Origin of the sequence: Sinorhizobium sp. 7-81, assembly GCF_030124405.1 — a bacterium.
GTDB classification, from domain to species: Bacteria; Pseudomonadota; Alphaproteobacteria; order Rhizobiales; family Rhizobiaceae; genus Sinorhizobium; species Sinorhizobium psoraleae.
Window position 1 is genome coordinate 227,482 of the sequence record NZ_JASKLT010000002.1, and the last position, 13,937, is coordinate 241,418.

Annotated in this window: 13 protein-coding genes; 11 read left to right on the forward strand and 2 right to left on the reverse strand. The window is 62.2% G+C overall.

Annotated elements, in window-relative coordinates; all coding sequences use genetic code 11:
* Window positions 1-85: 85 nt before the first annotated feature.
* Genes QN224_RS08395 through QN224_RS08405 form a run of 3 tightly spaced genes read left to right on the forward strand, consistent with a single transcriptional unit; the run spans window position 86 to window position 3,823 of the window.
* A complete protein-coding gene (locus tag QN224_RS08395) occupies window positions 86-1,171 on the forward strand; it encodes a glycosyltransferase (protein ID WP_283976271.1) in 1,086 nt (361 codons plus the stop codon).
* A 10-nt stretch (window positions 1,172-1,181) separates the two neighbouring features.
* The gene (locus QN224_RS08400) at window positions 1,182-2,363 is read left to right on the forward strand and encodes a glycosyltransferase (protein WP_283976272.1); all 1,182 of its coding nucleotides are present in this window, start codon (window positions 1,182-1,184) and stop codon (window positions 2,361-2,363) included.
* Complete coding sequence (locus QN224_RS08405; RefSeq protein WP_283976273.1) at window positions 2,360-3,823, forward strand: lipopolysaccharide biosynthesis protein; 1,464 nt, start codon at window positions 2,360-2,362, stop codon at window positions 3,821-3,823. Before QN224_RS08400 ends, QN224_RS08405 begins: the two co-directional genes overlap by 4 nt.
* Here QN224_RS08405 and QN224_RS08410 read toward each other — a convergent pair.
* Complete coding sequence (locus tag QN224_RS08410; protein ID WP_283976274.1) at window positions 3,758-5,101, reverse strand: polysaccharide pyruvyl transferase family protein; 1,344 nt, start codon at window positions 5,099-5,101, stop codon at window positions 3,758-3,760. The genes QN224_RS08405 and QN224_RS08410 overlap by 66 nt on opposite strands.
* A gap of 202 nt (window positions 5,102-5,303) precedes the next feature.
* On the opposite strand from QN224_RS08410, the gene QN224_RS08415 reads away from it, so the two are divergent.
* From QN224_RS08415 to QN224_RS08435, 5 genes are all read left to right on the forward strand, one after another.
* A complete protein-coding gene (locus QN224_RS08415; protein ID WP_283976275.1) occupies window positions 5,304-6,305 on the forward strand; it encodes a LacI family DNA-binding transcriptional regulator in 1,002 nt (333 codons plus the stop codon).
* Window positions 6,306-6,484: 179 nt separating this feature from the next.
* Complete coding sequence (locus tag QN224_RS08420; RefSeq protein ID WP_283976276.1) at window positions 6,485-7,519, forward strand: sterol desaturase family protein; 1,035 nt, start codon at window positions 6,485-6,487, stop codon at window positions 7,517-7,519.
* Window positions 7,516-7,827 (forward strand): MocE family 2Fe-2S type ferredoxin, encoded by a 312-nt coding sequence (locus QN224_RS08425; protein WP_283976277.1) that lies wholly within the window; start codon window positions 7,516-7,518, stop codon window positions 7,825-7,827. The genes QN224_RS08420 and QN224_RS08425 overlap by 4 nt, the downstream gene beginning before the upstream one ends.
* A 108-nt stretch (window positions 7,828-7,935) precedes the next feature.
* Window positions 7,936-9,141, forward strand: a complete 1,206-nt coding sequence (locus QN224_RS08430) for an FAD-dependent oxidoreductase (protein WP_283976278.1) — start codon at window positions 7,936-7,938, stop codon at window positions 9,139-9,141.
* A complete protein-coding gene (locus QN224_RS08435) occupies window positions 9,141-9,992 on the forward strand; it encodes a sugar phosphate isomerase/epimerase (protein ID WP_283976279.1) in 852 nt (283 codons plus the stop codon). The genes QN224_RS08430 and QN224_RS08435 overlap by 1 nt, the downstream gene beginning before the upstream one ends.
* A gap of 136 nt (window positions 9,993-10,128) precedes the next feature.
* Here QN224_RS08435 and QN224_RS08440 read toward each other — a convergent pair whose 3' ends face one another.
* A complete protein-coding gene (locus QN224_RS08440; protein WP_283976280.1) occupies window positions 10,129-10,884 on the reverse strand; it encodes an IclR family transcriptional regulator in 756 nt (251 codons plus the stop codon).
* A gap of 189 nt (window positions 10,885-11,073) precedes the next feature.
* On the opposite strand from QN224_RS08440, the gene QN224_RS08445 reads away from it, so the two are divergent.
* From QN224_RS08445 to pcaF, 3 genes are read left to right on the forward strand one after another with little or no spacing between them, the layout of a single operon-like run.
* On the forward strand, window positions 11,074-11,931 hold the full coding sequence (locus QN224_RS08445; protein WP_283976281.1) for a CoA transferase subunit A: 858 nt from the start codon (window positions 11,074-11,076) through the stop codon (window positions 11,929-11,931).
* Window positions 11,932-11,941: 10 nt separating this feature from the next.
* Window positions 11,942-12,733, forward strand: coding sequence for a CoA-transferase subunit beta (locus QN224_RS08450; protein WP_283976282.1), 792 nt, complete (start codon window positions 11,942-11,944; stop codon window positions 12,731-12,733).
* Window positions 12,733-13,935, forward strand: coding sequence for a 3-oxoadipyl-CoA thiolase (pcaF, locus tag QN224_RS08455; RefSeq protein ID WP_283976283.1), 1,203 nt, complete (start codon window positions 12,733-12,735; stop codon window positions 13,933-13,935). The genes QN224_RS08450 and pcaF overlap by 1 nt, the downstream gene beginning before the upstream one ends.
* The last annotated feature ends 2 nt before the right edge of the window (window positions 13,936-13,937 follow it).

Consider the following 13,937-nt stretch of genomic DNA (forward strand, 5'->3'; position numbering starts at 1 on the left):
TCTGGAGTTGATGCCTTTCGCCTCGCCCGTTCGGGTGAGACGCCAGCGGTCACGGTGAAACGTCTCTATGAAGGAGAACAGTGGTATGAAAGTTCTGTTTGCCGGCGGAAACGGTTATTATCCGGAGTTCAGCGGCGGCGTTCAGTCGAGCACGCACCACCTCGTCCAGCAATTGCGTGACCGTGGTCACGAGGCCGGCGTATTGGCCGCATTATTCGGCGACGGCATGTTCGGCTTCAAGGCGCGCGTGAAACTCAAGTTGTCCGGGGAGCGCGGCGTCATGGACAGCTTTCCCGGCTATCCCGTCGTTCGGGCCTGGCACCCCTGGGAGGCGGCAAGTTTCGCCGTCAACAAGCTCCGCCCCGACGTTGCGGTTGTGCAGTGCCACAAATCGGTCCCGATCGGAAAGGCGCTGCAGGTGCACAATGTGCCGCTGGTCATCTATCTTAGAAACGTCGAGTTTCACGAACTCGCCGGCGACCTCAGGGAACTGACCGGCGCCTACTACATCGCCAATTCGGAATTCACCGCCCGCACCTACAAGCAGAAATACGGCATCGATTCGGTGGTCATCCCGCCGACGATCAATCCCGAAACCTACAAAACGCCGACGACGCGGAACTACGTGACCTTCATCAACCCCTACAAGGAAAAGGGATTCGAGCTGGCGGTCCGCATCGCCGAACAATGCCCCGACATTCCTTTCCTGTTCGTCGAAAGCTGGAAGCTCGCCGACGACCATCGGGCAGAGATCGAGAAGATCATCGCGCCGTTGAAGCACGTGCGGCTCGAAAACCGCACCAGCGATATGAAGACCGTTTATGGGCGGACGAAGATCCTGCTTGCGCCGAGCAAATGGGAAGAGGCCTGGGGACGCGTGGCGTCCGAAGCCCATTGCAGCGGTATTCCGGTCGTCGGATCGACGCGCGGCGGATTGCCGGAGGCAATCGGCGAAGGCGGCATCCTTCTCGACCACGATGGACCGCTCGAAGAATGGACCGGAGCGATCCGCCGCCTCTGGAGCGACGATGCCGAATACGAACGGCTGTCGGCGGCCGCCTCGAAATTCGCCGCGCGCCCGCTCATGCAGCCCGAACGCCAGTTTGCGGCATTCCTCGAGGTCCTGGATCGCGCTGCCGCGAGCCGCCCCTCTGCACTCAAGGCTTCTTGAGACCGGCAAAATGCGCGTCGGTTTCATAGTCGGTCAGTTTCCGTCGCTTTCGGAAACCTTCGTCGTCGGCCAGATGGCCGGCCTCTTGCGGCGCGGCTTTACCGTCGATGTCGTCTGTAACGGGATCTCGGACTATAATTTCGCGGACCGCGAGCAGGAGCCGCTTGCGACGCTTCTCGCACGAACCCGCGACTGGTGGGGTGCGGCGGCGCGCACGCGTCCGACCGTCGGGCGCCTGCCGGCGAGACTTCGCGACAAGGTCTCCACAGCGCTCGATCTGTCGTCGGTCGCTCGCCTGAACGAATGCGACGTCGTCGTCGCTCATTTCGGACATAACGGCGCCCGCGCCGCGCGGCTGAAGAAATGGAAGAGGCTGAAACCTCCGATCGTCACGATCTTCCACGGCTACGATGTCGGCGTCCCGCTGCGCGAGCGTGGCCTCGGCCGATACAATGACCTCTTCGAATACGGCACTCTCAACCTGACCGTGAACGACTATTTCCGCCGCGTTCTCGTGGACGCCGGGGCGCCGCAAGCCAAGGTCGCCGTGCACCATATGGGGATTGATCTGCGAAACATTTCCTATGGATGGAGATCCTGGCGCGGCGTGCCGCTGCAATTGATTTCCGTATGCCGCTTGGCCGAGAAAAAGGGGGTGGAATACGCACTGCGCGCGCTCGCACGAGTTCGTGCCGACGCGCCGGAACTCGACTGGCACTACACGATCATCGGGGACGGCCCCTTGCGGCAAAAACTCGAGGCGCTGGCTTCCGAACTCGACATCGCCGGTCGCGTTTCCTTCCTTGGCAGCCTTGCCCACAAGGACGTCAAGCAATGGCTCCGGCGCTCCCACGCCTTCGTGCTGCCGAGCGTCACCGCCAAGAACGGCGATGTCGAAGGCATTCCCGTGGCGCTGATGGAGGCCATGGCAGCCGGTTTGACGGTGGTGAGTTCCAATCACTCCGGCATTCCGGAACTGGTCGAGGATCAGGAGACGGGCTTCCTCGCTGACGAAAAGGACGTCGGGACGCTCGCGCACCGGCTGCGCTTCGTCGCGGAGCATCCCGAGCAATGCGAGCGCATAGCGCTGCAAGCAAGAAAGAAGGTCGAGGCCGAATTCGACATGGAGGCACTCGACAACGATTTCGCCGAAATCGTCAGTCGGTTCGCCGGAGCGAGGCAAGTCGCTTGAACGCAGAAAACATCCAATTCGGTCGCCTCGCGCTTCGCGGCGGACTGGTGACAGGTGGCGCCCAGGCCATTCGTATGGTCGTTCAGTTCGTCTCCGTCATCGTGCTCGCGCGTTTGCTCGCGCCGGAAGACTTCGGCCTCGTCGCATCGGTCAGCCCGATCGTCGCCTTCGTCGGGCTTTTTCAGAATCTTGGGCTTCAACAGGCGGTTATCCAGCGCAAGGAGATCGGAGAGAGAGAGCTCAATCAGGTCTTCTGGATAAGTACCCTCGTCGGCCTCGTCTGCACCCTGGTCGTGGTCGTCCTCTCGCCCGCCATTGCCTTTTTCTACGGCGACCAGCGCATGACGGCCATTGCGATTGCCGCCGCGCTTCCGCTGTTGCTCGGCAGCCTGGCCGCCCTTCCGCTCGCCTTGATGAACCGGCATCTCAAATTCGGACAATTGGCGTTGAACGATGTCTACGCTGCGGTCGTGGGCCTTCTGGTCACCGCAACGGCCGCCTATCTCGGGATGGGCTACTGGTCGCTTGTCATCGGGCCCGCGGCGTCTGCCGCCGTCGCGCTCCTGGCGGCGTGGTGGGCGACGCGCTGGATGCCCGGCCGGCCGGCATTTGCAATCGACCGCGACATCATCTCGTTCGGCGCCAATCTCACCGGTTTCAACCTCGTCAACTTCTTTTCGCGCAATCTCGACAACGTCCTGATCGGCAAGTTTTCCGGACCGATCGAGCTCGGTTATTACGACCGCGCCTACAAGCTTCTCCTGTTCCCGCTGCAGAACATCACGCAGCCGCTGTCGCGCGTGATGATCCCGCTGATGAGCCGCATCCAGGAAGACAAGCCCCGCTTTCGCGATATCTACCTGCGCACAAACTGGTTGCTCGCGGCAGTCACCATGCCCGGCATTGCGGCGGTGACCTCGGCCGCAGAGCCTACCGTCAGCATTCTTTTCGGTGAGCAGTGGCTGCCGGTCGCCCCGATCTTCGCATGGCTCGGCATCGCGAGCCTGATGCAGCCGGTTTCCAGCACCACGGGCTGGATCTTCATCTGCCAGGGCGAGACGAAGACGATGTTCCGCTGGGGCATATACTCATCGCTGACGACGGTGCTCTCCTTTGTAGTCGGCCTGCAATGGGGCGCGATTGGTGTCGCGGCCGCCTATGCGATTAGCGGCTACGTCTTGCGCGTTCCAGTACTTGCTTGGCTCCTGCAGCGGGTGGGGCCAGTCTCGGCGATCGATTTCCTTTACGTCCAGGGCCTCTTTCTGGTGTCGGCCCTGGCCGCCTGGATCTGCTATCGGATGCTGCCGGAAGCGCTGGCGGGTTCATCGGACTTCCTCGCCCTCGCTTCCGCGATCTGCCTCAACTACGGGCTGGCGCTCGTCTTCGCACTTGCTCTACGCCAGCCGCGCAAAGTCCTGTTCGACGTCCTTTCGAAGGCCGTCGGCGCCATTCGCCGATAGGCCTTCGATCAGGGGGCGGAGGAGATCCGCCGCCGACATCGCCGAGGCGTGCTCCTCGAGCACGGCCTTGAGGCTTACTTCGCGATAGTGATCGAGATTGCCGACGAAGCGGTCGAGCTTGCTGCTCGCCTCTTCCGGCGTGACCGTATCGATGTCGAGCAGGACATCGTCGACGCCGACGCGCTTGGCGACTTCCTTGGTCTTGAACTCATAGGCGATTGGCAGCACTGGCGTACCCGTGCAAAGCGACATGATCATCATGTGCATGCGCGTCGCCACGACGAAATCGAGGCCCTTGGCGATTGCCATCAATTGCTCCGGCGTGTGGAACGATGCGTCGACGTTCACGTGCTCGGCGATTTCAGGCGCCAGTCCCGAGACGATGAGGTTCGCCGTCTTCGAATCGTCATGCGCATATTCCGGTACGCCCTGACAGGTCGAAATGAACGTGACCTTCTTGCCGTGGTCGCGCACGAGCTTCGTCGCAATCTCGCGAACGGAATCGATGTAGCGGCCCATGCCGCCGTCGCCGCCCTTGACGTAATGCCAGTGCCGCACGGAGATGCCGACGCGACCGCTCGGTGCGGGGCGGCCGATCATCAGCAGCGCCTTGATCCGCTCAACGTCTGCAAGCGCAAAGACGGAATCAGCGACCACATGGCACTTCGACGGATCGTCCACGAGACCGAGGATATGGTCGCGCGAACGAACGTCGCGCAGGAGAATCAGCGGGCTACGGGCAAAAATCGGCGGCAGCATCCGGAGATTGTAAGGCTTCTCGAACGGGCCGAGCGACTGGGTGAAGAAGATCGTCCTCTTGCCAAGCGACTCGCCGAGCTTGAACTGGTTGATACGCCGCTCGAGCGAATAGTTTTCGACGAGATAGGTGCCACCGGTGGTGATCACAAGATCGGCGTCCTTGTAGAGCGCAAGGCTCTTCCGGTCCTCGTCGCTGAAGAAGCGCCTGTCGAGATAGTTGCCGCTGCCGAGATGGCGGAGCGCGTGGAAGGCAGCCTGGTTATAGACCTGCTTCAGCGCATTTTTGACGGTGTTGTCGTCGTATTTGTACTTGAAGATCGATTCCGACGGGAGTTTCCGCAGCTCGATATCGGGATATTGTTCCTTCGGATAAAGTCGCGCCGCGACCTCCGGCTGGCTGTCGAGCACCAGCAATTCCACTTTCTCGCCCAGTATCGATTTCAGGATATGCCTGATCGCGAAAAGAATGGCCGCGTCGCCTGTGTTCAAGCAGACGGTATTTTCGACTACAACTTTCATGTTCCGTCATCCCCGTGTGAAAGTCTCGCCAGACATGGGAGGGTAGTGCCGGCCGACTTGCCGCTTGCGAGAGGTATTCCGTGCCCGACGGACAACCCGCAATAGCGTTCTGTCGCGAAGTTTTGGTGAATTCATGGCCGATGGAGCGATACTTGCCGCAATGCAGCATACGATGCCCAACCCCATTCGAGGGATCCGAAACGTGAGCAAGCCGAATTATCGGGACATAGCCCGCCATGCAGGAGTGGGAACAGCAACGGTCGAGCGTGTTCTGAACGGGCGTGGAGGTGTTCGCCCGGCATTGGTCGAGAAGGTGGTGGTTGCCGCGCGCAGCTTGAACTACCCGCGCAAGCTTCCCGATGCCCATCGGGGATTGCTGCGCATCGAAGTGCTGATGGTTCGCCCCGAAACGACCTTTTATCGGCGGCTCTCCAAGGCGTTTGAGAGGATTGCCGCGACCCTCGATCCGCTGGTGGTGGTACACCGTAGCTTCACCGACGAGATGAAGCCGGAAGAGATTGCGCGCCGCATTCGCTCTGCCGATCCTTCATGTGCCGGTCTGATTCTTGCGGTGCCCAGCAATCCGGTGATCAGTGCTGCGGTGGAAAAGGTAAATGCGCAAGGTTTGCCGGTAGTTCACGTCGTCACTCGCGCTTCCGACCGCGCTGGAGAATTCGTAGGGATTGACAACTATGCCGCCGGCCGGACCGCGGCGCTGTTTCTCTGCCGAATGGCCCGTCCGAGCGGACCGGTCGTTGCAATTTGCCATCCTATTTATCAGGTGCATCGCGATCGTATCCGCGGGTTCTCGGACTATTTTCTTGAATCTCCCGAGCCTTCCATTTTCGAATGGATTGGGTTCGGTCGCGACGAGGAACGCTTTAGCGCCGATCTGCTGTGGTCGGCGCTGGAGATGTATCCGGATCTTGCCGGCCTCTACAATGCCGGGGGCGCGAACTCCGCCCTGATCGAGGTGCTTCGCCGGCATCCGCACGGTCGCAATGTGTTCTTCGTTGGGCACGAACTGACCGATTACACGCGCATCGCCTTGCAAGACGGCACGATGGATGTGGTGCTGGATCAGGCGCCGGAGGCTCAGGCGCGGCGTGCGCTCGATTTGATTCTACGGCGTATCGGTTTGACCGAGATCGAGCCGGACCGCGCTCCCATTCGCTTCATCACCATAACCAAGGAATCGCTTTGATCTAATTAGATCAAGAATGGCTTCGGCGTTCAGAGTGCCTCCTGTTAGTTTCGAGGCATGGAGGAGAGCCGAAGTTTCGAAAGAAACGACCGGATAAAGGCGCTCAAAGCGCGCGCTCTCCGCAACTCAGAAACTTGTGCGGGCGCGAGGCTCTCGCCCCGCCCGAAGGAGAGAGCGCAATGGACGACCTGAAATATGGAACGCGCAACAAGCGGGGCGACTGGACGCCGAACCAGCCGGTTGAAACCGCGCCGCTGTTCGCTTTTCCGCCCCGGCTGATGGCAATCCTGAAGTGGCTGCCGCACTACTTCTTTCCCTGGAACGTGATCTTTGCGGCATCGGCGGTGGCCTACTGGGCATGGGTGGTTCCGCCGATCGAAACGATGCAGACTTTCGCCATCGGCTGGATCGCCTGGCTTTACGCTGTCAATGCGGTTTGCTTGTTTTTCTTCTACGGCGCTTTCGAGCTCCACCTCTATGTCCTGAAGCGGCAGGAGAACCGCTTCAAGTACAACGGAAAGTTCCCGGCCGAGCAGAAGAGCAAGGCATTCTGGTTCGAGAGCCAGAACGTCGACAATATTCTACGCACGTTCCTTTCGGGTGTGACCATCTGGACCGCGGTCGAGGTCGCCATGCTGTGGGCCCATGCCAACGGCTACGCGCCCTGGCTGAGCTTCACGGAAAATCCGTGGACCCTTGCCGTTGTCGCGCTGGTGGTGCCGATCATTCACGAATTCCACTTCTTCTGCATTCACCGGCTCATCCACACGCCCCTCCTCTACAAGTGGGTGCATTCGGTCCACCACAATTCGGTGAACCCCTCGCCCTGGTCCTCGCTGTCGATGCATCCGGTCGAGCACCTGCTTTATTTCGGGACGGCGTTCTATCACCTGATCCTCCCCTCCAACCCGATCCTCATGCTCTATCAGCTCCACTATGCGGGCTTCGGGGCGATCCCCGGCCATGTCGGCTTCGACAAGGTCGAGATCGGCGAGGACAAGCTGGTCGATAGCCATGCCTATGCTCACTACCTGCACCACAAGTACTTCGAGGTGAACTACGGCGACGCCCTGATCCCGCTCGATAAATGGTTCGGCACCTGGCACGACGGCTCCCCGGAAGGCGAGGCCCGCATGCAGGAGCGCTATCGCAAGCGCAAGGAAAAACTCGCAGCCAGCAAGGCTCGCGTTGAAGTCGGGAGGGCCTCCCAATGAGCTGGATCTCAGCCTGCAAGCTTGACGACATCGAACAGGAAGGAGCCATCCGCTTCGATCATGGCGGGCGCACCTACGCGATCTACCGCGGGCCAGACGACAGTGTCTATTGCACGGCCGGTCTCTGCACCCACGAAGCGATCCATCTCGCGGACGGACTGGTCATGGATTTCGAGGTGGAATGTCCGAAGCACTCCGGCGCCTTCGACTATCGCACCGGCGAGGCGCTCAGGCTTCCCGCCTGCGAGAACCTGAAAACCTATCCGACCGAGGTGATCGATGGAGAAGTTCGCGTAGCCCTCGGCTAGAAGCATCCCTCACGCCCAGGAACATGGCCGAATACGCCAAACAGAACTGATCCTCCCCGACCGGCGCTCCCCTCTGGTTGCGCCGGTCTTCTCACGATTGGAGAGCACATGGACGGTATCGTCATCATCGGTGCCGGGGAATGCGGCACCCGAGCAGCATTCGCCCTGCGCGAAGCGGGCTATTCCGGATCCGTCACGCTGGTCGGAGCCGAGCCTCACCTGCCCTACGAACGGCCACCGTTATCGAAACCCATGAACGGCGCGGTGCAGATGAAGTTGATCTGCGCGACAGAAGCGCTGGAGGCGGCCGGCATCGACTATCTCCCCGGATTATCTGCCTCGAAGCTCGATGCCGACGCCGGAACCGTGACCTTAAGCGACGGCCGGGTGTTGAGCTATGAAAAGCTGCTTCTCGCCACGGGCGCGCGTCCGAGGCGGGTCACCTGTGCGGGTGCAGAGCGCGCGCTCGACTTCCGTACCCATGCCGATGCCGAGGCGATTTTCTCAAATGTTGCGGCAGGCCAAAGCGTTGCTGTTGTCGGGGGCGGTTTGATCGGGATGGAACTTGCCGCGGTGCTTCGAGGAAAAGGTGTTGCGGTCACAGTGATCGAAGCCGCACCGAAACCTCTCGGCCGCGCCGTCCCTCCGCGCTTTGCCGAAAAGCTGCATGCGAGACACGTTGCCGAAGGTGTGCGCTTCCATGTGGAGCGCGGCGTGGTGGCAATCAGCGACGAGGGAGTGACCCTGACCGATGGCAGCATGGTGCCCGCTGATCTCGTCGTCAGCGCCATCGGCGTCTTGCCGGAAACTGCACTGGCGGAAGCGGCCGGACTTGCGACGGGCAACGGAATTCTGACGGATACCTGCCTTCGCACCAGTGCACCAAACGTTTTCGCGGCAGGCGATTGCGCGGCAGTGGCGCAACCCGGCGGCGCGCCTGTTCGGTCGGAGAGCTGGCGCAACGCACGCAGCCAGGCCGAAACCGCGGCGCGGAACATGGCCGGCGCAGCCGAGACCTTCACCGCCATCCACTGGTTCTGGTCCGATCAGTACGATCTTGGCCTGCAGGTAGCGGGGCTGCCGCAGCCGGCGCATCAGCGCGTCTTGCGCTCAATCGCAGGGGGCGAACTCGAATTCTATCTGGACGATGGACGCCTCGTGGCTGCGGCGGGTCTCGGCCTCGGCAATAGCCTGGCGAAGGACATCAAACTGGCTGAGATGCTGATTGCCGCCAGCATCAGCCCCGACCCCGCGGCATTGGCCGACCCCGGCTTGAACCTCAAGACGCTTCTGAAAAGCGCGCGGGCCGCCTGATGCAGGAGCTGCTTGTCTTCCAGTCGCTCTGGGCGATGGAGCGCCGGCACACGGACGGCAACGAGCGCAGCCTCGACGAGAACATCGCCATGATCCTGGAAGCGGGTTTCGATGGTATCAGCGCGCACTACACGAACCGCCAGGATGTTCTCCGCCTGAACGAAACCATCCAGGGCACCGGCTTGAAGGTCGAAGGCGTCTGCTTTCCTCGCAGCGTCGAGGACTTGCGCCTGCCGCTGGAACTTGCCGCGGAATTTCCTGTCAGCCATATCAATCTGCAGCCCGATGTCCGTCCACGCCGGATCGAGGATTGCCTGCCGCTCCTCGATGGATGGATGCGGCTTGCCGGGGCCGCAGGCGTGCCCGTGTTCATCGAAACGCATCGCGACCGGATGACCACGGACCTGTTCTTCATGCTCGACTTGCTGGAGCACCGTCCCGAGCTGCCGCTGCTGGCCGACCTCTCGCATTTTCTGGTCGGCCGCGAGTTCGCCTTTCCGGTCGATGAGGAAAACCACACCATGATCCGCCGGGTGATGGGCAACGCCTGGGCCTTTCACGGCCGTGTCGCTTCGCGCGAGCAGGCGCAGATCGAGATCTCTTTTCCGCACCATCGACCTTGGGTCGAACTCTTTCTCGAGTGGTGGAAGTACGGCTTCCGCAACTGGCGATCACGCGCCGCCGATGATGCGGAGCTCATCTTCACCTGCGAGTTGGGTCCCAAACCCTATGCGATCACGGGGCGAGACGGCAACGACTCGACCGACCGATGGGCCGAGGCTCTGCTGCTTCGGCAGATGGTACGCGAGCTGTGGACCGCCACTGCCGCTTATCCCAACGATCCAATTTAACGAACGGCAGAGGCCATAATGAAATCACGCGCAGCTGTTGCATTCGCACGCGGCGAGCCGCTGGAATTGTCGCGCGCTGCGATACTTTCGGCTCGTCAGCCGATTCTCGGCGCTCTCCGTCGGAGTGTTTTGACAATTACTGCACCAGCGGTCGCAGTGCCCCTTGGGTCTCCTTTAGCAAGGAGAGGTAGCGCTCCGCGAGTTCGGAGGCTGCGACATGGGCGGCAGGAGCACCGATATTGAGTGCGGCAACCACCTGCCCGCGGGCGTTCATCAACGGCACCGCGATAGAGCAAAGCCCAAGCTCGAGCTCCTGGTCGATCACCGCATAGCCCTGCTCTCGGACCCGGCGCAGTTCCTCGATCAACTCTTCCGGGTCGGTCTTCGTCCGCGGCGTATTCGCCCTGAGCTCGGTGCGTTTCAGGATTTCGCGCGCTTCCGCTTCAGGAAGTGCGGCGAGCAGGACACGGCCCATCGAGGCGCAATAGGCGGGAAGGCGCGATCCCGGCATCAGGTTGATCGACATCACCCGCCGCTGCGAGGCGCGCGCCACATAGACGACCTCCGTGCCGTCAAGCACCGACGCCGAGGCGCTCTGCCCCGCTTTTTCCGACAGCTGGTCGAGATAGGGCTGGACGAGCGCCGGCAAAGGTGTCGCCGACAGATAGGCGTGGCCGAGCCGCAGGATTTTCGGCGTCAGCGTGAAGAACTTGCCGTCATAGTCGGCATAACCGAGCTCGGAAAGCGTGAGCAGCGAGCGCCGCACCGTGGCACGGTCAAGCTCGGTAATCTTCGCAGCCTCGGCAATCGTCAGGCGCGGCTGCGCCTCCCCGAAGGCCTCGATGACCTTCAGCCCGCGCGCAAAGCCGCTAACGAAATCCGTTTCCCGCATGATTCCCTCACCTCGTTCATTCACCCCAATTCTGTGCGATATACGAACAAATGTCAAATATCGCACAAAATGTTTGACGAGCAGCCGAAACGAGCGCTTATTTCCGCCATCGCCGATGACGAAAGCTGCGGACCGCTGGTCCTCCGAGGAGCATCGCCATGTCGGCAACATCAACGGAGGAGGGCCCGGATGGCTCGCATATTGTCGCTCGCCGAGGCGGTCGCCGAAAACGTGGAGGACGGCGATACCGTCGCCATGGAAGGTTTCACCCATCTCATTCCCTATGCCGCCGGGCACGAGGTGATCCGCCAGGGCAGGAAGGATCTCTTCCTCGTCCGCATGACGCCGGACATCCTCTATGACCAGTTGATCGGCGTCGGCGCGGCCCGCGGCATGAAATTCTCCTGGGGCGGCAATCCCGGCGTCGGCTCGCTGCACCGCTTCCGCGACGCGGTAGAAAATCAATGGCCGCGGCCACTGGAAATCGAGGAACATTCTCACGCGGCCATGGCCAACGCCTATGAGGCAGGCGCCGCAAACCTGCCCTTCGCAATGCTCAGGGGCTATATCGGCGCCGACCTTCCGAAGGTGAACCCGAACATCAGACAAGTTACCTGCCCCTTCACCGGCGAAGTGCTTGCCGCCGTGCCGGCGATCCGTCCGGACGTGACGATCATCCATGCCCAGCGTGCCGACCGGAGAGGCAACGTACTCCTCGAAGGCATCGTCGGCGTTCAGAAAGAAGCGGTGCTTGCCGCCAAGCGCTCGATCGTGACCGTCGAGGAGATCGTTGACGAACTTGATCCACCCTCTCCGAATTCGGTCGTCCTGCCAACCTGGGCGGTGACGGCAGTCGTCCACGTGCCAGGCGGCGCCTTCCCCTCCTATGCCCATGGCTATTATCCGCGCTCCAACGCCTTCTACATCGCCTGGGACGAGATCGCCCGCGACCGGGAAACGTTCACTGCCTGGATCAAGGAAAACGTGCTCGACGCGAAGCCAGAGGATTTCGCCAGACATGCCGCAAAGTCGGCAAAGGCCGCATGAGGAGGACACGATGACGGATTTCACACCCACGGAAATGATGACAATTGCCGCGTCGCGCGAACTTTCCAATGACGACGTCTGCTTCGTCGGCATCGGCGCGCCCTCGGCTGCCTGCAACATCGCCCGGCTGACGCATGCGCCGGACATTACGCTGATCTACGAGAGCGGCACTGTCGGCACCAAGCCGGACGTCCTGCCGCTGTCGATCGGCGACGGCGAGCTTTGCGACACCGCCCTCTTCACCGTCTCCGTCCCGGAAATGTTCCGCTACTGGCTGCAGGGCGGGCGCATCACCACCGGCTTTCTCGGCGGCGCGCAGATCGACCGCTTCGCCAACCTCAACACCACCGTCGTCGGCCCCTACGACCACCCGAAGGTCCGCCTGCCGGGTGGCGGCGGCGCGCCGGAGATCGCCTCCAATTGCGGCCGCATCTTCATCACCATGGCTCTCTCGAAGCGCGGCTTCGTCGAGAAACTGCCCTTCATCACCTCGATGGGTCACGGCGAAGGCGGCGACCACCGCGAACGGCTCGGCATGAAGACGAAGGGGCCGACCCGCGTCATCACCGATCTTTGCATCCTGGAGCCCGATCCCGAGACGAAGGAGCTGACCGTCGTCTCCATCCATCACGGCGTCACGCGCGACGAGATCGTCGAAAACTGCGGCTGGGCGATCAAGTTCGCTGACACCGTCATCGAGACGCCGGTGCCGACCGAAACGGAACTTTCGGTGCTGCGCGACATCAACGCCCGCACCAAGAAGGCCCATCAGGGCGCCGACAAGGGCAAGGAGGCCGCCTGATGCGCGACGTTTTCATTTGCGACTATATCCGCACGCCGATCGGCCGCTTCGGCGGCTCGCTATCCTCGGTGCGCGCAGACGATCTCGGCGCGATCCCGCTTAAGAGTCTCCTGGAGCGCAGTGCATCGGTCGACTGGGAAGCGGTCGACGACGTGATCTTCGGCTGTGCCAATCAGGCGGGCGAGGACAACCGCAACGTCGCGCGCATGTCGCTGCTGCTCGCCGGATTTCCGCTTTCCGTTCCGGGCACGACGATCAACCGGCTTTGCGGCTCGGGCATGGACGCCGTCATTACCGCCGCGCGCGCGGTCAAGTCGGGCGAAGCCGAACTGATGATCGCCGGCGGCGTCGAGTCGATGTCGCGCGCGCCCTTCGTGCTGCCGAAGGCCGAAGGCGCTTTCTCGCGGCATGCCGAAATCCACGATACCACCATCGGCTGGCGCTTCGTCAACCCCTTGATGAAGAGGCAATACGGCGTCGACTCGATGCCGGAGACCGGCGAGAACGTCGCCGAGGACTATCGCGTTTCCCGTGAAGACCAGGATGCCTTTGCCGTCCGCAGCCAGGCCAAGGCCGCCGCGGCACAGGCAAACGGCCGCCTTGCCAAGGAGATCGTCTCGGTCACAATTCCGCAGAGGAAGGGCGAGCCCGTCGTTGTCGACAGGGACGAGCATCCCAGGGCAACGACGATGGAAGCGCTCGCCAAGCTCAAGGCACCGTTCCGCGAAGGCGGCACGGTCACCGCCGGCAATGCCTCAGGCGTCAACGACGGTGCGGCGGCGCTCATCATCGCCTCGGAGGAAGCGGCCAGGAAGCATGGATTGACGCCGATTGCGCGCATCCTCGGCGGCGCGTCGGCGGCCGTGCCGCCGCGGGTGATGGGCATCGGCCCGATCCCCGCCTCCCGCAAGCTCATGGCGCGGCTCGGCATGAGGCAGGAGCAGTTCGACGTGATCGAACTCAACGAGGCCTTCGCGAGCCAGGGACTGGCCGTGCTGCGCGAACTCGGCATTGCCGACGATGACGCCCGCGTCAACCGCAACGGCGGCGCGATCGCGCTCGGCCATCCTCTCGGCATGTCGGGCGCGCGCATCACCGGCACGGCGGCATTGGAACTCGCAGAGACCGGCGCGCGCTATTCGCTCTCGACCATGTGCATCGGCGTCGGCCAGGGGATCGCGGTGGCGCTGGAGCGGGTATGACC